This window comes from Vibrio kanaloae (assembly GCF_024347535.1).
Classification (GTDB): Bacteria; Pseudomonadota; Gammaproteobacteria; order Enterobacterales; family Vibrionaceae; genus Vibrio; species Vibrio kanaloae.
In genome coordinates this window covers 2,846,849-2,868,390 of the sequence record NZ_AP025497.1, presented here as the reverse complement: position 1 = coordinate 2,868,390, position 21,542 = coordinate 2,846,849, and the positions used below count along the sequence as shown (strand labels likewise).

The following is a 21,542-nucleotide window of genomic DNA, read 5'->3' as shown; positions in this document are numbered from 1 at the left end:
TAATTCGTTTAATTAGCAGCATCATTTTTTAGAATCGGTCTTGGTTTCCCTGCCAAATCTATAGCCACATAATTAAAATTTGCCGCACAAACTTGGAATCGCAGATTAACATTATCTTCTTGAATCGGTTTGACCCAAACTTCCAAATCAATCGACATTGATGTTCTACCCGTTTTAACGCATTCACCATAACAGCAAACAACATCACCGACCTTTACTGGCTTTTTAAAAGTGATGCTTGATACTGAAACTGTTGCTATTCGTCCTCCTGATATTTCTTGAGCTAGAATTGCTCCAGCTAAATCTAGCTGTGACATTATCCATCCCCCAAAAATATCACCATTCGCATTAGTGTCTGCGGGCATTGAAAGAGTACGTAAAAGAAGCTGCCCTTTAGGCTTTTGTTTGGTATTTACTGAAGTACGCAAGATAGGTTCCTATACTAAATACAATATATTACTTTATTCTACCACACTCTTATATAATGTGAAAATATGGTAGAATTATTGACTATTTTTATCTTTTGTTGTTAATTGTTTTCTCGTGTGAAATGTTTTTTATTTTATACTTCCTTTTTTCTCCAAAAATATACAATTCAAAATTATCGTTTTCGGATAATCTAAAAATAGAAGAACCCAAGTATGAATAAATTGAAATTAAACCATCGTTTGGGTTGCTTTTTTTATTTGAAACTAAAATTATTTGATAGCTTTTATTTCTTTCTTCATCAAAGAATTTAACTCTATCTCCAATGTTTGCTCTTCTCTTTATATCGAAGTTATCATATGGATAGATATCTTCCATTTTTTCAAAAACACTAAGTAAAATAACAGGAGATTGGAAAATAAAGAAAGAGCTAGTAACCAGTTTTTGTATTAAATAAAAAAATAATACATAAATGAAGTTTATTTAAAGCACCTCCAGAATTAGTTGATAAACACTAAACTAACGTCCGAAAGTGATACTTTCGGACTAAATTCTGTAAGATGAATAACATTTTTAACACCTTTGTTTTTTATTTTAAAATGAATATACCAGAAGCGTTTTTTTATTCAATTGAGAATTTTTTATAAATTAAAAATAGAGTTAAAGCGCATGTAAAACATTTTATTAACACAAAAAAACAGAAATATCTCCTTTACAATATTTTCGTCTGGCGGTGGTGAGCTCGTGATCAACGATGAATGGCTTTGTTGCGTAATTCATTGGAACTAAATTCAGAACCTACGATCTGAGCCGTTACGTCCATTCCCTCTCGTAGCCCTATGTCTAAACCTCGTTATAAAATAACCAACTGGAAGCAATACAACCAATCACTCATTAACCGGGGCTCTCTAACCAAGAAAGAAAAAGACATTAAAATTAAATGTGTTATTAAGGCATAGAACCTCGCGATTTTTTTCTTTATATTAAGACACCACTCCCACAAACTTTGTCAAGATCATGCAAGCCGATTTGAACATCATTGCCGAACTCGAAAAGAAAATTGCAGAACTCGAAAAAGAGAATGCTGATCTCAAACGACATAATGCTCGCCTGCAAGAAAAGTTGAATGCCGCACTCGACAGTAATGGCTTGTGTTTGTGGGAGCATCATATTCCTTCAGGACAACTCACTATCTTTAATATGGATTGGGGAAAAATGCTCGGCTACCAACCGCACGAGCTGACAGCGACGTTTGAAACTTGGAAAAATAACTTACACCCTGATGATTATCACCAGGCCATGAAAGCTTTTGAAGATCATCTAGCGGGAAGGTGTGATTTGTATGAAGTTGTTTACCGGATGACCCATAAAGATGGCAGTGATAGCTATGTGTATGATAGAGGTCGTGTTGTCGAATTTGATACCAATGGAGTTCCGCTTAGAATTATGGGTACGCACATCGATATCACCAAAGAAAAACGCTTTGAACAACAGTTAGCGACTTTGGCCTCTACCGATAGGTTGACGGGGTTATTCAATAGACAAGCCATCGAACAACGTTTTCGTGAGATGAAAAGCGCGGATACATTAGTTAAAGCGGCGATGATCTTTATTGATATCGACAACTTTAAAGCGGTCAATGACACATTAGGACACCAGGCGGGCGACCAGGTGTTGAGTTTTATTGCTCAGCGTTTAGGTACGCTAGCCTCTGACGTCGCTTCTCTAACTTCTGATTTAGCTAAATCATCCTCTGAACCGGCGCAAATCGGACGAATTGGTGGGGATGAATTTGTCATTTTGTTTCCCGATATGGAACCAGACCAAGTCACTCACTTTTGTGAAGAGTTGTTGCAAAAGGCGGTACCTGAAAGCAATCAAATGCTGACGGGTGTCTCTATTGGAATGAGTATCGGTGTGTGTTTCTTTAACCAAGGTGATCATCATTTTGATGACGTTTACCAGCAATCTGATTTGGCTATGTATCAAATTAAGAAGAACGGTAAAAATGGAGTGAAAACTCTGCACCTTTGATGGGAATGGCACTGTATTTTGAGCACTGTTTTTAAACATGATGTCTTGTTGTGATGGGTGCGTACTGGTTTTATATTTTCCTTTTCTGAGATGATAAAAAATATATATACATATGAACTCGGACACTTATTGGTGGTAAGTGCAGCTTATAATCTATATTTCTACTTCTGCGAGGAATTGACTGAAAATCTTAACTTTAAATGTTAATGTTATGCAAAATGTAGCGTTAAGAAATGGATAAAAACAATGTTAGAAAAGGTTAATTTAAGAAAGTTAATTCTAGTCTTGTGTGTATTTTCTGTAATGGTTACTTTATTAAACGCTTTCTATTCACTTTATCAAGTGCAGCGAAATATCATCATTAATACGACGCTTGAGTCGAATCGAGTTTATGCTAAGAAGATGGCAGAAATGACGGATGTTTTTCTTGATTCCGCGATGACACAACTTGAATACAGTGCAAAAGCCTTATCTGACCTCACCAATGATAAGGAGGCGTTGGCAGAGGAAACGAAACGACTCAAAAATCAAACAAATATGTTTAACTCTGTGGTGGTTGTCAACTCTGATGGCGTGATCACGTCGGTTTCTCCTGAAACCATTAAAGTGCAAGGGATCAAGTTGAAGAGTGAAAGCTCCCTTCAATCATTAAAAGCCCAAGCTCCTTTGGTAACGGATCCTTTCGTGTCCCCTGCAGGTAACTATCTTATTAGTCTGTCATACCCTATTTTTTCGAGTCAAGGGACATATCTCGGTTATATCAGTGGGAGCATTTATCTAGAAACGGCGAATATACTAGGGAAGTTGTTGAGTGAGCATAGTTATGAGGATGGCTCGTACCTTTACGTTGTGGACCGGCATGGAACGTTGATTTATTACCCAAATAAATCAAGGATCGGTCAAGTAATCACAAACAATCGCGCAATCAATACTGTATCAAAGGGAGAAAGTGGCAGTCTAGATATTGTGAACTCTTTGGGTATTCAAATGTTGGCAGGATTTGCTCCTGTCTCTCAGGCTGGTTGGGGCGTAGTTGTTCAGAAATCGAAACAAAGTACGCTACTGACAGTGAATCAACAAATGAAAGAAGTGTTTATCACAACGCTTCCTGTTGGAGGGCTGACATTAATGTTTATTTGGGGTTTTTCTAGCTTTATATCCAAACCGTTAAAACAATTAGCCATGGCTGTAAAAGAGGCGGGTAGCCATTCAAGTACGGTGAACAACGTAAAGCAAATCCACTCTTGGTATTTTGAAGCATCACAACTTAAGAGTAGCTTTATCAAAGCCTTTGGGGTCGCGTTTGAGACGATTGACACGCTTCATACCGCAAGTTTAACGGATTCGATGACCGGTTTATTAAACAGAAGAGGCTTAGATAAAGCGATTGAGAGATTACAATCTCAAGCTATCCCATTTTCTATTCTCGCATTGGACATCGACTTTTTTAAATCAGTTAATGATAACTTTGGCCATGATGCTGGTGATGATTTATTAAGACGTTTTGCGCAATTGATGAAAGAGCAATCTCGAGAACAAGATTTGTTGTTTCGAACTGGTGGAGAAGAGTTTATTATTTTTTTACTCAATTCCGATGTTCAAGATGCTTTTAAATCTGCAGAGCGGTTACGTAGAAAGGTGGGGTTATACGACTTTGCGGGTATAGGAAGCGTTACGGTTTCTATTGGTGTTGCTTTTTGGGGCAACGAGCAACAATCCATTCGCTCGACGTTAAAAGAAGCGGATACGGCCTTATATCGTGCAAAAAACAATGGCAGAAACCGCTCTGAGATTTTCTCTGCTGACAAATAGCTCCTGAACTTGAGAGGTAAGAAAGAAGTTAAATAGTCTGAATGGTACGTAAAGCAAACATATGAGCTTAATGGAGATGCTCGCTGAAGTAATACTACTTCAAGAATATTGAGTAAATATCAATGACCTTGTTCATTTATGAAGTGATGATATCACCTTAATTAGCTGCCTAGGTTAACTGCGTGACGACACCGGTTGAATACATTATCCATATGATAATAGAAAACCTTTCCGCGAGTTATGTGCGAAAGCGCGTTGTTGGCTAGAAAAAAGTTAATGATGGTTACGGATTAAGTTTATGATGGTTACGGATTTTTAAGTGGAGCCATGGCCAAATACTGACAAGTAACACCCCGACTAAGATCAGAAGCGAACCCCAGATAAAGCCGCTGTGCGCTTGTTCATCCAGAAGAAGAATACTCGCTAGTACGCCAATCACTGGTGTCATGAATGATAAAACGCCTAACTGTGATGCTTTGTATTTTCGGATAAGGCTAAACCATGCTAAGTAGCTGGCAAAGCTCACAAATATAACCTGAAATATTAGGTTGATTGATGCGTTGTAAGTGAGTGAAAAATGAAGTTGGTCTGTAATGGTCGCATAACTGAGCAGTAATACACCGGCTCCTCCAAGCTGAAAGAATAATGTATGCTCTGCTGAAGCTAGTCCTAATCGAGTACATCGAACCACTACGGTTGTCGCGCCCCAAAGTAAGCCTGCGATCAGGGCCATAATGTCACCTATTAACATATCCTGTAGGTTGGTGCTCGCTTCATCTCGCGAGAAAAACGCGACGGCAATTCCACAAAAAGCGATGCAGATTCCGACCCACTGCATTCCGGCCAGTGTTTCGTGTTTGTTGAATAATTGCAGGCCAATAGCAGCAAAAATAGGTGCGGTATATAAGAAGACGGTCATATGAGAGGCGGTGGTATATCTCAAGCCTTCTGCAACAAACAAAAATTCCAACGCAAAAAGTGCGCCTACGACGACGCCTGATATTAGATAGTTTTTAGATTGTTTCAGTGAGTTGTTTTTGAGGGTCATTATTACCCACACCATTAATGCGGCGAGAAAAGAACGACCTCCAATTTGTAATACAGGAGCGATTTGGTCGGCAATTGACTTGATGGCCGCTTGTTGGACTCCCCAAATAAAACAGATCATAAGCATGGATAAACTTGCCGTGACATCGACATTAAGCCTTGAGTCGTTCATTAATATTTTCCTTGATAATTGTATATTGTAAGAACAGCTGATTAGGTTTTTTATCCTCTTATTTTTTCTAAATACCGTCGCCAAAGATGATTGATGGCTGATCAACGTTATATTATCCGTATTCAACGTTGAGTAATTAGACCCTAACAAGGTGTAGAAAACCTTACAGAGAGCTCTCTACCTCAGCTTGCAAGTAGGATAACTGAGCTTTTAGCTTTGTATCGGCCGGGGTCGTGAGCGGCAAGAAGTTCTCGTGTTCTTAAAATGCTCAAGTGGATCCATTTGAGCATTTTTTTTCGCTACAGGCGGTATTCGCCAGCCCTTTCTGGTTGGTATGTAATATCTAGGATCGTGACATCAACTTGAGACCCATCTGGCTTCGTCCATTGAATGGAATGGCCGGTGGATAGGCCAATCAAAGCACTCCCTATCGGCGCTAAAATTGAGATTTTTGTGCCGCTACTGTCCACGTCTTTTGGGTAAACCAAAGTCAAAGAAAACTCTTTCTTTGTCGCATCGATTGAAAATGTCACTGTTGAATTCATCGTGACTATGTTGTCAGGCAGTTGATCGGGTTCAAGAATGGTCCCACGCTCCAATTCTTGTTCGAGTTGCTCTGTAGACGGGCTGTTGCGTGGTAAAGACTCAATCAGGTCATAGATTCTATCGACATCTAAGGATGAGAGTGTGATATCCGGTTTCGTATTCATATTTTCCTCATAAATAATAGCGCTGACGTGTTAGACAGCGCTAAGCATTAAACTAAGTATTTGATCTAACGCCTTATTACTCAGTCAACATTAAAGTAAATAGGAGGTTAGACAGATAAAACCACAACTTGGATGACCGTGTTTTGGATGACAGTGTTTTTTGATAACAGTGTTGTTGCTCTAATCCATCCGTGTTGTGGTCTAGTAAGTGAGTGTTAATCCAATGTTTGAGTAACGATAGATTGAGTCGGTGTGTTGTGAAATAAACACTTTCGCAAGGTAGCCTAAAGTTGGTCGTGTTTTTAGACACAACTCTCTATCTGAAACGTATTTGGGTGGTGAGCTTATCGGTGTTTGTACGGTTTTGTATTAAGTGAGAATTATCACTGACCATTCGGCTCGAAGTAGAAGTGCCGTCACGATAAGCTTTTTGGTCAACACTTTCCCCATGGAGATGACTCTACTCTAGATACCCCTGAAATCAAGCTCGAAGTGCGATACTTCATGGGTCAGATAATCAATTGTTGAGAATAAGAGATATCAATCAAAAACATGGTGTTTGGTTCTCATCGGATTCTCAATTTATAGGGTATTAAGCGTCCACAGTGGCAAAGAATGATGACCTGTTTAACCAGAACCTTCCGGTTGTATGGTTGTCCGGGGATAGGGGGCTTCATTGCGCTTTATGAGTTTAAAGCTATATTCAACAGTATAGTCATGACATTGTTTTAACATGGGTGACTGTATAATAAAGGACAATAGACGCTTGATTTAGAATGTATAAATCAGGTTAATAATAAATCAAAGCAACAATAAATCTAGGCAATAATAAGTCAGTGGAGACTCCCCAATGAAAAAACTACTTTCGATACTTGCTGTTTCTGCAGCAGTGATGGCACCAGCAGCATTTGCTTCTTCGCCTGTTATGTTCTCAACGATCAACGGTTTTAACGCACCAGACGCCGATGCGGTTGGCGGTGTACGTGTTGCGCTTCTTCACGGACAAGTGAGCGATCTAAAAGGCCTTGATCTTGCCGTTGTTGGTATGTCTGAAACGCAAACCACAACCGGTGTCAACCTGGGTATTTTCGGCGCATCAAAAGTGAACCAAGAGATGACAGGTGCTTCACTTGGCTTCTTCAACTGGAATACGGGTAACACAACAGGTGTAAACCTAGGTGCCGTGAACATTACTAACGATGTTAAAGGTGCCAACGTAAGTTTCGTCAACTACTCTGAAGGTAACACTTTGGTTGATGTAGGTGCCGCGAACTTATCTGAAGTATCAACCGTTCAGGTGGGTATTTTCAATAAAACAAACAAGATTGAAGGCGTACAAGTTGGTTTGATCAACTGTGCTGACAACGGTTTCTTCCCATGTTTCCCAATTATTAACTTCGCTAAATAATTGATTTTTTCGTTTGTTATTGAAAAATCGAACTAATGACTAACGCCTAAACCTATGGTTTAGGCGTTGTTTTAATAACGGTTTATAGCTCATGTCACCAAGGTTTAGTTTTCGCTACCTTCTGGTTCATTGAGTCGAAAGGCTCGAATAGGGGCGGTGACTCTGAGTCGATACGATCTGAATAGGTACGAAGACTCTATTCAATGTGTAGGTCGAGTGGGGTTTTACTGCTGCGACCGCCGATCTCGCGAGTTAACTTGGGCACTAGGTAACCAGAAACTTCAGAGATTAAGCCTTTAAAGTGATGCTTTGCTTCTTCATCCGAGATATGGAAATGCGCCGCGCCCTGTACTTTATCAAGCACATGCATGTAGTAAGGCAATACACCGGCATCGAATAGCTTTTCGCTTAATGCTTTCAATGAGTCAGCACTGTTGTTGACCCCTTTCAACATCACACCTTGATTAAGTAGAGTTGCACCCGTTTGTTTTAGTTTGTGAAAGGCTTGCTTGAGCTCTGCATTGATCTCATTGGCATGGTTAATATGGCTAACCATGACGACATTGAGCGGCGTTTGTTTGAGTAGCAGACACAACTCATCCGTTATTCGAGCAGGAATCACCACAGGTAAGCGACTGTGGATACGCAACGTTTTGATATGTGGAATGGTCTCAATGGCTTTCACTAGCCATTCGAGTTCGCTGTCTTTTGCCATCAGTGGGTCTCCACCCGATAAGATCACTTCGTTGATCTCTGGGTGCTCTGCGACATAGTCGAGGCTGGTTTGCCACGCTGACTTTGATCCCTTGTTATCTTGGTAAGGGAAATGACGACGGAAGCAGTAGCGACAGTTGATCGCGCAACCGCCTTTTACAATCATCAATGCACGGTTTTTGTATTTATGCAGTAGCCCGGGAATGGCGTTGTCTTGTTCTTCTAATGGATCGGCGGAGTAGCCGGGATGAACCTCAAACTCTTCGCTGAGCGGTAAAGCCTGTCGCAGTAAAGGATCATGTGGGTTGCCTTTTTCCATTCGCTCAACAAAGCTTATGGGCACTCGAAGCGAAAACAGCTCACGCGCCGCGAATCCTTTTTGCCACGGTGCAGGGTCTATTTCTAATACTTCGAGCAGTTTTGTCGGGTCAGAGATCGCATTCGATAGCTGTTTGAGCCAGTTTTGCTCAACAGATTCGACTTTTCGGGTTATGATATGCGGCATTGAAATCAACTCAAAGATGTGTAAGAGGAAATCATGGCGTCAGTAAGCACCAATGAATTCAAAGGCGGTTTAAAATTCATGATGGATAACGAGCCTTGCTCAATTATCGAAAATGAATACGTTAAGCCGGGTAAAGGCCAAGCGTTTAACCGTGTAAAACTTCGTAAACTGCTGTCAGGCAAAGTGTTAGAGAAAACATTTAAGTCAGGCGATACCGTAGAACTAGCCGACGTTATCGACGTTGAACTAGGCTACCTATACAGCGACGGCGAATTCTACCACTTCATGAACAACGAAACATTCGAGCAAATCGCGGCTGATGCAAAAGCAGTGGGCGAAACAGCAAAATGGTTAGTTGAAAATGACGTTTGTACTCTAACGTTGTGGAATGATAACCCTATCACAGTAACTCCACCAAACTTTGTTGAGATCGCAGTAACTGAAACCGATCCTGGCCTGAAAGGCGACACACAAGGTACTGGCGGTAAGCCTGCAACTCTAGCAACTGGCGCGGTAGTTCGCGTACCTCTATTCATCGCAATCGGTGAAGTTGTTAAAGTTGATACTCGTACTGGCGAATACGTTGGTCGTGTGAAGTAATTGACTTCAAGTATCTGAAAAAGGTCGCTTAGGCGGCCTTTTTTGTATCTGGAGATCGGGGAGAACCGAGCCAGAGAGATATGAGATGTAACCAATAGCAAAAAAGCAGAACAAGATAATCTTGTTCTGCTTTTAGTTTTAGAGCTTCGAGGCTCGTTTACTCGAATCCCGAATCTGCTTTTAAATCATAAAAATGAAAATAACAGACAATGCGCTAATTAGGCCTGCGAAGAAGTAGCAACCCACTTTACCCGCAACGCCGACGTGGAACTTAAGGTCGTGCATACCGTGATGAAGACGGTGCATGGCGTGCCACATTGGCAGTGCTAACGTGCCGATGATGAATAGCGCACCGATAATGCTGGTGGCAAATTCAGAGACACGTTCGTAGCTCATCGCGTTAGCGTCAATAATGCCCATTGGCACTAAGATACCAAGCACTAAGATCGTGATGGGTGTGATCATCGCGAACCACGTACCGCCAGCGCCGAATAAGCCCCACCAGATTGGCTCGTCAGAACGTTTAGGAGCACGATTTACTTTGTAGTTTGTGTTCATAACGAAAGCTCCTTACACCACAACAAGAACGATTAAAGAAATAAAAGCCACCGCTGCCCACTGAGTCAGTACGATGATTCTTTTGTCCACCAATTTACCTTTCAGGCGGATCGGCATTACTTGAGGCATCATGCTGAAGAAGGTTTGAGCGTGCATCAAGCTACCTAGCAGTGCCACGATATTAATACCGACAACGATAGGGTTCGCCATAAAGCTCAACCAACCTGCCCACGCTTCAGGGCCTTTCACTAGCGCACCTAAACCAAAGGTTAGGAACAGAGTGAACAGAATCAAAGGCAGTACAGTTGCTTCGCGTAGCATGTAGAAGCGGTAGAACGGATGGTTGCTCCACCACGTTCTCTTCATCTCACGAACATAAGGCTTACGATTGCTCATCTTATGCCTCCTCTGTTGTTTTTACTTGGTTCTTGCTAACTGAAGTGCCGTCTGGTTTGAACATCGAGATAACGAAGTCCATTGAAGACTCAACTTTGCCTTGGTTTACCGCTGCTGCTGGGTCTACTTTCTTCGGACACACTTCAGAGCAGTAGCCGACGAACGTACAGCCCCAAGCGCCGTTTTCACCGTTGATAAGCTGCATACGTTCAGCTTTACCATTGTCACGGCTATCGAGGTTGTAACGGTGAGCAAGAGTCAGTGCCGCAGGGCCGATGAACTCAGGGTTTAGACCAAACTGAGGACACGCTGCGTAACAAAGACCACAGTTGATACAACCAGCGAACTGTTTGTATTTCGCCATTTGTTCTGGCGTTTGAATGTTAGTGCCGTCTTCAGGCTTACGATCGTTACCAATGATGTAAGGTTTGATCGCTTCAAGGCGCTCGATAAACGGCGTCATGTCGACAATCAAATCTTTCTCGATTGGGAAGTTCGCAAGTGGTTCGATCGTTAGGCCGTTCGGGTAGTCACGTAAGAAGCTCTTACACGCGAGTTTAGGCACACCATCAACCATGATGCCGCAAGAGCCACAGATCGCCATACGACAAGACCAGCGGTAAGAGAGGTCTTTATCTTGGTAGTCTTTGATGTAACCAATCGCATCAAGTACTGACATAGTGTCATCAAAAGGCACTTCGAAAGTCTGCATATGAGGTTCTGCATCTTTCTCTGGATCGTAGCGCAGGATGTTTACTTTTTGGATACGGTTCGCTGACATTATGCTTGCTCCTCTTCACGCTTGTCGTTTGCCTCAGCGGCTTTTTCTGCTGCTGCGGCTTTCTCTGCGGCTTCACCGTACAAACGCGCTTTCGGTTGAGACTTAGTAATCTTCACATCGCTGTAGTCGATGGTTGGTGCTGAGTCTTCTTGGTAGAAAGAAAGCGTGTGTTTGAGGAAGTTCACGTCGTCACGCTCAGTGCAGTTGTCATCTAAACGCTGGTGTGCACCACGAGACTCTTTACGAAGAATCGCTGAGTGAACCATCGCTTCTGCCACTTCAAGGCCGTAACCCACTTCGATAGCGTAAAGTAGGTCGGTGTTGAACACTTTGCCTTTGTCTTTAATGCTGATCTTCTTGTAGCGCGCTTTCAGTTCAGTGATTTTGTCGATGGTTTCTTGCATCAAGTCTTCTTGACGGTAGATACCACAACCCGCTTCCATGGTGTGACCCATTTCAGTACGGATATCAGCCCAGTTCTCATCGCCTTCTTGATTCAAGATACCAGCGATGCGATCTTCAACCGCTTTCACCTGTTTAGCGATAGATTCTTCATTCCAACCTTTGAATTCTGCAGCGCGTTTCACGGCGTGTTCACCGGCAACGCGGCCAAATACCACGAACTCAGCCAGAGAGTTAGAACCTAGGCGGTTTGCACCGTGTAGGCCAACTGACGCACATTCACCCACGGCGAATAGGCCTTTGATGCGAGTTTCACAAGTGCCGTTGGTTTCAATACCACCCATGGTGTAGTGAACCGTCGGGCGAATAGGGATTGGCTCTTTTGCAGGATCAACGTTGACGTACGCTTTTGCTAGCTCACAGATAAACGGTAGGCGTTCTTGTAGGTACTCTTCACCAAGGTGGCGAAGGTCAAGGTGTACCACATCACCAAGTGGGTGCTTGATGGTGTTGCCTTTCTGCTGCTCGTGCCAGAATGCTTGAGAAACTTTGTCACGAGGACCCAGTTCCATGTATTTGTTTTTCGGCTCGCCCACTGGAGTTTCAGGGCCCATGCCGTAATCTTGCAGGTAACGGTAGCCGTTCTTGTTGACGATGATACCGCCTTCACCACGGCAACCTTCGGTCATCAAGATGCCAGTGCCAGGTAGGCCTGTTGGGTGGTATTGAACGAACTCCATATCACGCAGTGGCACACCGTGGCGATAAGCCATTGCCATACCGTCGCCCGTTACGATGCCGCCGTTGGTATTGCAGTGGTAAACACGACCTGCGCCACCGGTTGCAAGAACAACGGATTTCGCTTTGATGGTAACAAGCTCACCTTCAGACATATGAATCGCGATTAGGCCTTGAATTTCGCCTTCCTCTACGATCAAATCCACCACAAAGTACTCATCAAATCGTTTGATTGTGTCGTACTTCATCGAAGTCTGGAACAGAGTATGAAGCATATGGAAGCCGGTTTTATCCGCCGCGAACCACGTTCTCTCTACCTTCATACCGCCGAATCGGCGCACGTTTACTTCCCCGTTTTCTTTACGACTCCATGGGCAGCCCCATTGCTCCATTTGGATCATTTCGCGAGTCGAGTTTTCAACAAAGTATTCAACAACATCCTGTTCACATAGCCAGTCGCCACCGCCAACCGTATCGTTGAAGTGGTTATCTAGGCTATCTTCGTCTTTAATTACTGCTGCTGAACCGCCTTCTGCTGCCACCGTGTGCGAACGCATTGGGTAAACTTTAGAAATCAGTGCTACTTCCAATTCAGGATTAGCTTCAGCCGCAGCAATCGCTGTACGAAGACCAGCGCCGCCTGCGCCGATGACTGCGATATCTGTGGTAATTGTCTTCACAGTTATTCTCCAGTGTGATGCGGAGTATTCCGCTTGTTATTATAAAAAGCTTATTGATCGTACTGACTAATTGGTAGCTCTTACTAATTGGTAGCACTTACTAATCGATAGCACGTAAACGGCATCAACCGTTTATCACCCCTAAGCCTTAAGTGGTAGGTTCAGTGTAAGAGAGGATGGTCTTTGAAAAGTTGATGTATTTGGGTTTTTAGGTCGGTAATGCATATGGAAGCATAGAATTTATAGGTTATGTGACTGCAATCACGGCAATGAACTATTGATAGCGTTCCTCCTACAAGGCGTGTGTTAACAGCTTGTTGAGTATGGTTTTCGTTATCAATATTCTCATCGTGCCAACATCGATAAATGTGTTGTAGTACGTGATTTTCTTGCTTCATCAAAACAAGGTGCTGGTTTGATAAGGCAAAGATAGAAGCTTACAAAAGAGGCGAAAAGTGGTAATTTTCGTTGCCTATCATTCAGTAATATGGAACTCGATAATGCACTCCACATGGCAACCAGCCGCCACTATTAAGCAGTTAAAGCAACGTGCTGATATCCTTAATCAAATCCGTCAATTTTTTGCAGAGCGAGATGTGATGGAGGTGGATACGCCTGCGATGAGCCACGCCACGGTGACGGATGTGCATTTACATACTTTTAAAACAGAGTTCGTAGGGCCAGGTTATGCGCAGGGTCAGCCACTGTTCTTTATGACAAGCCCAGAGTTTCATATGAAACGACTGTTAGCGGCGGGCAGTGGCTGTATTTACCAAATTTGTAAGTCTTTTCGTAATGAAGAGAACGGCCGTTACCACAACCCTGAATTTACGATGCTGGAGTGGTATCGAGTGGGGTTTGATCACCACGATTTGATGGACGAAATGGACCTGCTGTTGCAGCAAATCCTCAAGTCGGGCACAGCCGATCGAATGACCTACCAGCAAGCCTTTATTGATGTGCTCGGTGTGTGTCCGCTGGAAGACTCGATGGCGACTTTAAAGCAAGCCGCAGCGAAACTGGGTCTTAGTGATATTGCGGACCCTGAAGGAGATCGCGATACCTTACTGCAATTGCTGTTCAGCGTGGGTGTTGAAGAAGAGATTGGTCAAACAGTGCCTGCGTTTGTTTATGATTTCCCGGCATCGCAAGCAGCGTTAGCTAAGATCAACCCTGATGATTCACGAGTGGCGGATCGCTTTGAGGTGTATTTCAAAGGCATCGAGTTAGCCAATGGCTTCCATGAGTTAGACAAACCACAAGAACAACTGCAACGTTTTGAAGATGACAATGCCAAACGTATCGAGATGGGTTTAGTGCCTCAACCGATTGATTATCACTTGATTGAGGCATTAACAGCGGGCTTACCCGATTGTGCGGGTGTGGCGTTAGGTATCGACAGGCTAATCATGCTGGCTTTGGGTTATGACCATATCGATGATGTGACCGCTTTCCCTTTCCCGCGTTCTTAGCTTTCGGTTTTTACTGAGAGTTAATCGTCATTCGCTATTAACTCTCAGCTTCGAATTCGCTTCACTAGCTGACTAGGGTTCCTGAGCCACTAGCTAACCAGGATACCAGTACCAAGTACGGCAACAATGGCGCCGATCCAAGCGTAAGCATTCGGCCTCCGTTTGCTGTAAAGCCACAGTATCGGTAACAACATGATGGGGGTGGTTGATGACAGTAGAGCGACCATGCCAACATTACCTTCCTGCAGTGCATACAAGATCAGTGTCATTCCCAGCGCCATTGCTAAAAAACCGTTAACCGCGGTGATGGCGAATATTTGTCCATTCATCGGATTCAGTGCTCGCGAATGCTTGGCTCCGGTTAAGCGAAATAGTGAGTGAGCAATAAAGGCGGTGATCATTCGAATCGCTGAAGCGGCAACTGGGTCAATCTCAGTTTGCATGATGGGTTTTGCAATGATGCCACCCAGCGCTTGGCAAATCGCGGCGGTAATACCTAGAGCGACGCCAACCCACACAGTGCCCTTAATGGTTTCAAGTTGGTTTTGGGATTGACCTCGTCGACCAAAGAAGATGGCAGTTAATACACCACTAAACACCAACGCCGAGCCAATCAGCTCCATCGAAGTCATGCTTTCACTAAACAGGAAGTAACCAAGAATGGCGGAGAATACGGCGTGGCACGAGAACAGCAAGCCAGCTTGGCGTGGCCCCATTCGGTTCAGGCAGGCAAATAGGGCGGTATCGCCAATGAAGATACCAATCAGGCCAGAAAGCATCATAGGTGTCACTAGGTCGGCCTCGACACTTGCCCAGCCACCGGTAAACCAAGCCATGCTCGATAAGATGACCGCAGTGCAACCCATGCGCCAGCGGCTATAGGCGAAAGAACCTAAATGTTGAGCCGGTTTTACTGACATTAAGCTCGCAATCGCCCAGAGAAAAGCGGCCGCTAGAGCTAACCATTCAAATCCCATGTCATTAACATCCTTGTGTCTGGGATAAATTAGCTCATCAATATGCATCAAACCGAACGGAGAACAAAGTGATTCTTAATAAAAGAACCATGAACGTTTACAGTTCGGCCTAGCTTGGTTCGGCTTAGCTTGATGTGATCAATTACGCTTTACACTTTAAAGCGCTCCACATCTTGGCGCATCGACTGTGCAGCATGGCTCATTTCGTTTGAGCTATTGCGACTGCTTTCTGCTTGCTGTGCAAGATCGTCAGAGGCATCTTTGATCCCTTGTGTATTGCGGCTTATGTCTTCGCTTACGGCGCGCTGTTCTTCTGCGGCACTGGCAATTTGTAGCGCCATGTCGTTGATTTCAGTGATCGCTTGGGTGATTTTAGTGAGGCTGCCATGGGCTTGCTCTGCGAATCCAACACTATTTTCCGCCAACTGAGTGCTGGTGGTCATGCTGTCAACGGCATGTTCGGTATTCTTCTGCAGCGTATCAATCATCTCGCGGATCTCTTCCGTTGAGCCATGCGTTCTTTGACTTAGCACGCGAACTTCATCGGCCACAACGGCAAACCCACGGCCTTGTTCACCCGCACGGGCGGCTTCAATGGCGGCATTCAATGCCAGCAGGTTGGTTTGCTCGGCAATGCCTTGAATGGTCGATAGGATCTGGTTGATGCTCTGAGCGTTGCTCTCCAATTCACGAATAACATTGGCGGCGTCTTCAACTTGCGTTGCCAAGCCAGTAATGGCATCACGGTTTTGCTGAATAACCTCTTGGCCTTCATTACAAGCGGTAGCTGACGCTTGAGAAGCGGATGCGGTTAGTTCAGCATGGCTGGCCACTTCTGCGGCGGTGGCCGACATTTCATGAATCGCGGTCGCAATCTGGGTGATGTCATTTTGTTGATTTTCAACGCGAATTGAAGATTGGGTCGCCAGTTGATTGGCTTTTTCTGAATGATTGTTTAAATCGTGGCTGTGCTCAATGACCCCCTTAAGCATGCTTTGCATTTGGCTTAAGAACTGGTTGACGAGCTCGGCAAGTTTGCCAATTTCGTCCATGCGTTTGATGTCAATTCGCTGAGTGAGATCGCCTCTGCCTTGAGCGAGTTGGGTCAGCGCTTCAGACAATGTTTGCAATGGGTAGAGTAAGCGGTTGATGACGATGGTGCTCGCAATTGAAATGACGATGTACAAAATGAAAGAAGTCAGCGTGATAAATTGAATGGCATCGGATACCGCAGAAAATGCCATGGCTTTATCGATAACAATGCCGAGTGACCAGTTGGTATTTGGAACGTTAGCAATGTAGACCATTTTATCCCCTTGGCCTGGCCAAGTAAGCGTGGTGATCATTTGGTTTTTAATCAGTTGCGAAACTCGGTTTGCTGTTAACTCTGGGTTCAAACTGGTCAAGGGTTTTTGGCTGAGCGCTTCATCACTGTACGCAACGATATTGTTGTTGCCATCGACTAAAAACGCAAAGCCATCGTTCTCGAGTTTTACATTAAGCACCGTATCAATGATGCTAGTGACGGTTAAATCTGCCGCAAGGACACCCTGTTTTTCACCGTTGAATGCTTTAGCAAAACTGATGACGATGCTGCCATCGAAATCTTGATAGGGTTCGGTAATGATGAGATCGGACGTTGCGTTGGCATCTTGATACCAAGGGCGAGTGCGAGGATCGTAGCCTGCTGGCCAATCTTCCCCTTTGTCGCCATAAGCAATAGTGCCGTCGCTGAATCCTGCATAAACAGACAGGAATTGTCCGGCTTGTTTGGTGATTAACAACTCGCGGTCAGAGTTATTACTGTTGGAAACAGTAGCTTCATTGGCCAGCATCATATCACTGCGAATGGAGAGCCAATCGGCAATGTAATTCGTGGTGCCGACACTCACATTTTTCATTTCTTGGTTGATCGCAATTTCAGTCTCTTGATTAAGCTGATTCACTGATATCCAAGCTTGAGCGCCACTTACGACGGCGATAATAACCGCGATTGCGATCTGAATTTTAAATTTAATAGTATGTCTCAAGGTCTATTCCTCCCTTTTTAGACAAAACGCGAATTAAAGTGACGTACTTGATATTGCAATGATGTGTTACTGGTACGTGTATAGTGTCGTTATATGAAGCGTTATAAATGTGTTTAAAATCAAAAATTTAAAAATAATTGTGATTTTTTTAATAAACAGTGAAGTGAAATCACAATTATCTATCGATTAGAACTTGATAAGCCCTCCAGATACGAAATAACGATGGCTATCTGGAGGGCGGTGATAAGAAGTTAACGCGCTAGGTGATAATAAATAGCGCGAGGTAGACGAGCAGCAAGCCGATGACCCCTAAGATGACCCCCATCTTCGCCATGTCTTTACTTTCGATAAGCCCAGTGGAGTAGGCCAATGAGTTTGGTGGTGTCGATACTGGAAGAATCATCCCCAGTGATGCTGAGAAAGCGACCACAACCAGCAAGCCTTGTAGGCCACCAATCGCAACTAAGCTTTCCATCGATGCGCCGATCGCAGCGGCAATAGGCATCAGTAAGTTGGCCGTCGCGGTGTTCGACATGAAGTTGGCCATTAACCAACACACGATAGACAATGTCAGTACCACAGCTGCAGGTGAGAGCGATTCATAATCAATCGCGTGTGCCAATGCTGCTGCTAAGCCAGTTTTATCAAGCCCGATACCGATAGCGATACCACCGGCTACCAACCACAACACATCCCAGTTAATTAGCTTGAGTTCATCTTTGCCCATGATGCCAGTGAGTGTAAATACGGCCAATGGAATAATAGACACGACGTAGGTGTTCATGCCATGTAGCTTGGTGGTCATCCACAGCACAATTGTCGCAGCAAAGGTGATGTAAACTACGATGGCTCGCCAACTCTTTTGAAACTGCCCATTGAGCTTGAGTACCATGTTCTTCTGCTTGGAAGGAAAGAGTTTCTGAAGAAGGAACCAAGCAATGGTGAGTTGGATAATGACAAAGGGTAAGCCCATTATCATCCAACTGAGGAAGTCGATACTGTTTTCGCCAGTTAAATACTGCAATGCTATTGCGTTGGGCGGTGTACCGATTGGAGTGGCGATACCACCGGTGTTGGCGGCGATTGGGATACACAACACGAGCGCTTTAATCCCCATGTCGCCTTTAGGCGCAGAAGCCACAATTGGGCCTAATAGAGCAAGCATCATTACGGTGGTTGCCGTATTCGACATAAACATCGAGAACACAGCAGTAATCAGCATCAAGCCGAGCATAATGAAGCGCGGTTCTGTACCGAAGGGCTTGAGTAAAACCCGAGCTAGGTTGTTATCTAATTCGTATTTTGAGGCAGAGATTGCAAGCGCAAAACCACCCATAAAGAGAATAATGATAGGCGATGAAAATGCACCGAATATGTCGGTATATTTGATTAAATCACCGAGATCGTGCCCTGATGGTGGGTTTCTAAATAAGTGTAGGCCTTTGTCGGATATCATCACTAATTCTAGTGCAATGATCAAAATCGAAGTGGCAAATACTGGCACCGGTTCCAGAACCCAAAGTAGTGCCGCTAACAGGAATATTGCCAGCAAGCGATGCTGAATGAGAGTGAGGTCATCGATTGGGATTGAATCGATCGGCATGAGTAACACGCCTAAGGGAATCGCAAAACAAATCAACAGCTTGACCAAGACGCCAACATTGAGTTTAGGCATGACACAAAGACCCTATTAATAAAATATCTTCAAATAGAATAAGTTATCTGTTTTTTTTGTACTTGGAGGTGGGTTGTAAAAACGAAAAGTTGTTCAAGATTTCAACGACTGTTTTGTTTTTGGTCAAACTTTTACGGGGGAGTTCTAGGTTTGTTACGAGCAGGATCTACAGCAATGAAAAAGGCGCGTTATTGACTAGAAATAACGCGCCTTTAAAAGATTGAGCAGTTAACTTGTATTTAATTTACATGTCAATGCAGAAGGTTAGGCTTGGTCTGTGTTCTCAGTTGAATCAGCCGTTTCAGCCTCTACTTCCTGACCCGCAATGTGCGCGAAAGGTGTGCCCAGAACGGTTTTCACGCCATTCTGCATCGTTTCGTCAAACTTGATGGCGTCTTTAGCAAATAGGTTGATGACCGTTGAACCAAGCTTAAAGCGACCCATCTCTTCGCCTTTCTTCAAGATGACGGATGTGTCACCTTGTGCTGGGTAATCCCATTTGTAGACAGAGTTACCGCGAGGTGGTGTGATGGTGCCAGCCCATACTTGCTCGATGCTGCCGACAATGGTCGCACCAACAAGCACTTGTGCCATTGGGCCAAACTCGGTATCAAAGATACAAACCACACGCTCGTTACGTGCGAATAGATTTGGAACGTTCTCTGCTGTTAGCGGATTTACTGAGAAAAGATCACCTGGAACGTAGATCATCTGGCGCAATGTACCGTCGCATGGCATGTGCACGCGGTGGTAATCACTTGGTGATAGGTAAAGCGTTGCGAATTCACCGTCTTTAAATTCATCCGCCAGCGCTGCATCGCCACCCAATAGCTCGCGCGCTGAGTAGTTGTGGCCTTTAGCTTGAATCAGTTGACCGTCAGTAATGGGGCCAAATTGGCTGACGCAAGCGTCGGCAGGGTGAACAATAACAGAGTCACCTTCGGCAATAGGGCGCATGTCTTCTTTTAATTCACGTACGAAGAATTCATTGAATGTTTTAAAGTGTTTTGGATCGCTATGCAGCGCTTCATCCATGTTCACTTTGTATTGTTTGATGAACCAGTTGATAACTGCTGTCGTTAAGCCGCCCGCTTTAGCCGACGCTAATTTACCGACTAGTCGAGTCAGTCCATGTTGTGGAATCCAGTACTGCAATCCAACTTTAATCTTATCCATTGTATTCATTTTCCAATGCTGTTTATTTTTAATGCTAATCGCTTTTAGTGCAAACGAGGTTATGACGGTTTAGGGCGCGAGATGTTACTTAAAATTGCGGCCATTGTCAGTAATCACTGTCATCGTCAGTAAAAGCACATGCTTGTTCACCAGAGTGCGGTTAGAGATCTGCTTTCTTACTTCGCGAGTACTGACGGTTATCTTTGTTGTCAGCCATTGTTTCAATAATGCGATGGTAACTAGCGAAACGTAAGCGACTAATTCTGCCATCTTCAACGGCTTCACGCAGAATACATCCAGGGTCGTCATTGTGTTTGCAGTCACGGAACTTACAACCGCCTAAGTATGGCTTGAATTCAATGAAAGCGTCAGTGATCTCATCCGGTTCTAAGTGCCATAGGCCGAATTCACGTACGCCTGGAGAGTCGATTAGGTCGCCGCCAGAAGGGAAGTGGTATAAACGAGCTGCCGTGGTGGTATGCTGACCAAGACCTGAGTTCTCAGAGACTTCGCCTTCTTCAATGTCTAGAGTTGGCATTAGCGCATTAACTAAGCTGGATTTACCCACACCCGATTGGCCAACAAAGATGTTGATGCGATCTTTGAGTTCGGCTTCCAATTCTTTGATGCCGTAGCCAGACTCTTTACTTACAAACATCACTTTATAGCCAATTTTCTCATATATTGTCAGTGTTTCACGGTATTCCGTAATTTGCTGTTCAGTGAGTAAGTCGACCTTATTGAGAACCACAAGCGGGGCAATGTTTACCGTTTCTGAAGCAATCAAATAGCGGTCAATGATATTAAGTGAAAGCTCCGGTAGCACGGCTGAAACAATAACCATTTGGTCAACGTTGGCAGCAACCGGCTTTAGGCCATCGTAGTAATCAGGGCGAGTCAGCATTGAAGTTCTCGGTTCAACCGCTTCCACAACGCCAGAAATTCCGGCCATTGATTCTAAGCCTGCGCGCCAGATAACTCGGTCACCAGAAACTAAAGTCTCAATACTACGGCGTAAGTTACAACGATGAACTTCGTTAGTTTCAAGATCTTCGATATCAGCATGCTGACCAAAGCGTGTAATAACTAATCCACTCTTTGTACCGCCAAGCATGTTTTCATCCCACTGGATAGAATCTTCTTTCTTGAGTCGCTTGTTCTGGTTGCTACGTACACGACGTACTTGACCTTTGGTCAATTTCTTTTTTTTAGCCACAATTTTTCACTTA

General features: G+C 44.0%; 19 protein-coding genes. 5 read left to right on the top strand and 14 right to left on the bottom strand.

What is annotated here, in order from left to right; all coding sequences use genetic code 11:
• Window positions 1-8: 8 nt before the first annotated feature.
• Together yciA and OCV24_RS12915 are read right to left on the bottom strand one after the other, a co-directional pair.
• Window positions 9-428, bottom strand: a complete 420-nt coding sequence (gene yciA, locus OCV24_RS12920; protein ID WP_137009165.1) for an acyl-CoA thioester hydrolase YciA — start codon at window positions 426-428, stop codon at window positions 9-11.
• Between the two features lie 88 nt (window positions 429-516).
• On the bottom strand, window positions 517-804 hold the full coding sequence (locus OCV24_RS12915) for a GreA/GreB family elongation factor (RefSeq protein ID WP_137027421.1): 288 nt from the start codon (window positions 802-804) through the stop codon (window positions 517-519).
• A 639-nt stretch (window positions 805-1,443) separates the two neighbouring features.
• On the opposite strand from OCV24_RS12915, the gene OCV24_RS12910 reads away from it, so the two are divergent.
• Together OCV24_RS12910 and OCV24_RS12905 are read left to right on the top strand one after the other, a co-directional pair.
• Window positions 1,444-2,460, top strand: a complete 1,017-nt coding sequence (locus OCV24_RS12910; RefSeq protein WP_150879000.1) for a diguanylate cyclase domain-containing protein — start codon at window positions 1,444-1,446, stop codon at window positions 2,458-2,460.
• A 246-nt stretch (window positions 2,461-2,706) separates the two neighbouring features.
• Window positions 2,707-4,272 (top strand): sensor domain-containing diguanylate cyclase, encoded by a 1,566-nt coding sequence (locus tag OCV24_RS12905; protein WP_150878998.1) that lies wholly within the window; start codon window positions 2,707-2,709, stop codon window positions 4,270-4,272.
• A 283-nt stretch (window positions 4,273-4,555) separates the two neighbouring features.
• Here the strand turns inward: OCV24_RS12905 and OCV24_RS12900 are convergent, their stop codons facing one another.
• Both OCV24_RS12900 and rnk read right to left on the bottom strand, forming a co-directional pair.
• Window positions 4,556-5,491 (bottom strand): DMT family transporter, encoded by a 936-nt coding sequence (locus OCV24_RS12900; RefSeq protein WP_150878996.1) that lies wholly within the window; start codon window positions 5,489-5,491, stop codon window positions 4,556-4,558.
• Window positions 5,492-5,790: 299 nt separating this feature from the next.
• On the bottom strand, window positions 5,791-6,201 hold the full coding sequence (gene rnk, locus OCV24_RS12895; protein WP_017055385.1) for a nucleoside diphosphate kinase regulator: 411 nt from the start codon (window positions 6,199-6,201) through the stop codon (window positions 5,791-5,793).
• An 850-nt stretch (window positions 6,202-7,051) separates the two neighbouring features.
• On the opposite strand from rnk, the gene OCV24_RS12890 reads away from it, so the two are divergent.
• Window positions 7,052-7,609: a VC2662 family protein gene (locus OCV24_RS12890; RefSeq protein WP_017055384.1), complete on the top strand. Its 558-nt coding sequence runs from the start codon at window positions 7,052-7,054 to the stop codon at window positions 7,607-7,609.
• Window positions 7,610-7,805: 196 nt separating this feature from the next.
• Here the strand turns inward: OCV24_RS12890 and epmB are convergent, their stop codons facing one another.
• Window positions 7,806-8,828 carry an EF-P beta-lysylation protein EpmB gene (epmB, locus tag OCV24_RS12885; protein WP_150878994.1) on the bottom strand — a complete coding sequence of 341 codons (1,023 nt, stop codon included), beginning with the start codon at window positions 8,826-8,828 and terminating at the stop codon, window positions 7,806-7,808.
• 33 nt (window positions 8,829-8,861) lie between these two features.
• On the opposite strand from epmB, the gene efp reads away from it, so the two are divergent.
• Window positions 8,862-9,428 carry an elongation factor P gene (gene efp / locus OCV24_RS12880; RefSeq protein WP_060467020.1) on the top strand — a complete coding sequence of 189 codons (567 nt, stop codon included), beginning with the start codon at window positions 8,862-8,864 and terminating at the stop codon, window positions 9,426-9,428.
• A gap of 180 nt (window positions 9,429-9,608) precedes the next feature.
• Here the strand turns inward: efp and frdD are convergent, their stop codons facing one another.
• From frdD to frdA, 4 genes are read right to left on the bottom strand one after another with little or no spacing between them, the layout of a single operon-like run.
• Window positions 9,609-9,986 carry a fumarate reductase subunit FrdD gene (frdD, locus tag OCV24_RS12875; protein ID WP_017055381.1) on the bottom strand — a complete coding sequence of 126 codons (378 nt, stop codon included), beginning with the start codon at window positions 9,984-9,986 and terminating at the stop codon, window positions 9,609-9,611.
• A gap of 12 nt (window positions 9,987-9,998) precedes the next feature.
• Window positions 9,999-10,382 carry a fumarate reductase subunit FrdC gene (frdC, locus tag OCV24_RS12870; protein WP_017055380.1) on the bottom strand — a complete coding sequence of 128 codons (384 nt, stop codon included), beginning with the start codon at window positions 10,380-10,382 and terminating at the stop codon, window positions 9,999-10,001.
• 1 nt (window position 10,383) lies between these two features.
• Window positions 10,384-11,163: a succinate dehydrogenase/fumarate reductase iron-sulfur subunit gene (locus tag OCV24_RS12865; protein ID WP_017055379.1), complete on the bottom strand. Its 780-nt coding sequence runs from the start codon at window positions 11,161-11,163 to the stop codon at window positions 10,384-10,386.
• On the bottom strand, window positions 11,163-12,983 hold the full coding sequence (gene frdA / locus OCV24_RS12860) for a fumarate reductase (quinol) flavoprotein subunit (RefSeq protein WP_046223495.1): 1,821 nt from the start codon (window positions 12,981-12,983) through the stop codon (window positions 11,163-11,165). The genes OCV24_RS12865 and frdA overlap by 1 nt, the downstream gene beginning before the upstream one ends.
• A 500-nt stretch (window positions 12,984-13,483) precedes the next feature.
• On the opposite strand from frdA, the gene epmA reads away from it, so the two are divergent.
• A complete protein-coding gene (gene epmA / locus OCV24_RS12855; RefSeq protein WP_150878992.1) occupies window positions 13,484-14,455 on the top strand; it encodes an elongation factor P--(R)-beta-lysine ligase in 972 nt (323 codons plus the stop codon).
• An 89-nt stretch (window positions 14,456-14,544) separates the two neighbouring features.
• Here epmA and OCV24_RS12850 read toward each other — a convergent pair whose 3' ends face one another.
• The 5 genes from OCV24_RS12850 to rsgA form a co-directional block, all read right to left on the bottom strand.
• Complete coding sequence (locus OCV24_RS12850; protein ID WP_046223497.1) at window positions 14,545-15,432, bottom strand: DMT family transporter; 888 nt, start codon at window positions 15,430-15,432, stop codon at window positions 14,545-14,547.
• A 149-nt stretch (window positions 15,433-15,581) separates the two neighbouring features.
• Window positions 15,582-17,462 carry a methyl-accepting chemotaxis protein gene (locus tag OCV24_RS12845; RefSeq protein WP_077679881.1) on the bottom strand — a complete coding sequence of 627 codons (1,881 nt, stop codon included), beginning with the start codon at window positions 17,460-17,462 and terminating at the stop codon, window positions 15,582-15,584.
• 259 nt (window positions 17,463-17,721) lie between these two features.
• Complete coding sequence (locus tag OCV24_RS12840) at window positions 17,722-19,137, bottom strand: SLC13 family permease (protein ID WP_150878990.1); 1,416 nt, start codon at window positions 19,135-19,137, stop codon at window positions 17,722-17,724.
• Between the two features lie 264 nt (window positions 19,138-19,401).
• Window positions 19,402-20,313, bottom strand: a complete 912-nt coding sequence (gene asd, locus OCV24_RS12835) for an archaetidylserine decarboxylase (RefSeq protein WP_060467027.1) — start codon at window positions 20,311-20,313, stop codon at window positions 19,402-19,404.
• A gap of 160 nt (window positions 20,314-20,473) precedes the next feature.
• Window positions 20,474-21,529: a small ribosomal subunit biogenesis GTPase RsgA gene (gene rsgA, locus OCV24_RS12830; protein ID WP_017055372.1), complete on the bottom strand. Its 1,056-nt coding sequence runs from the start codon at window positions 21,527-21,529 to the stop codon at window positions 20,474-20,476.
• Window positions 21,530-21,542: the final 13 nt, after the last annotated feature.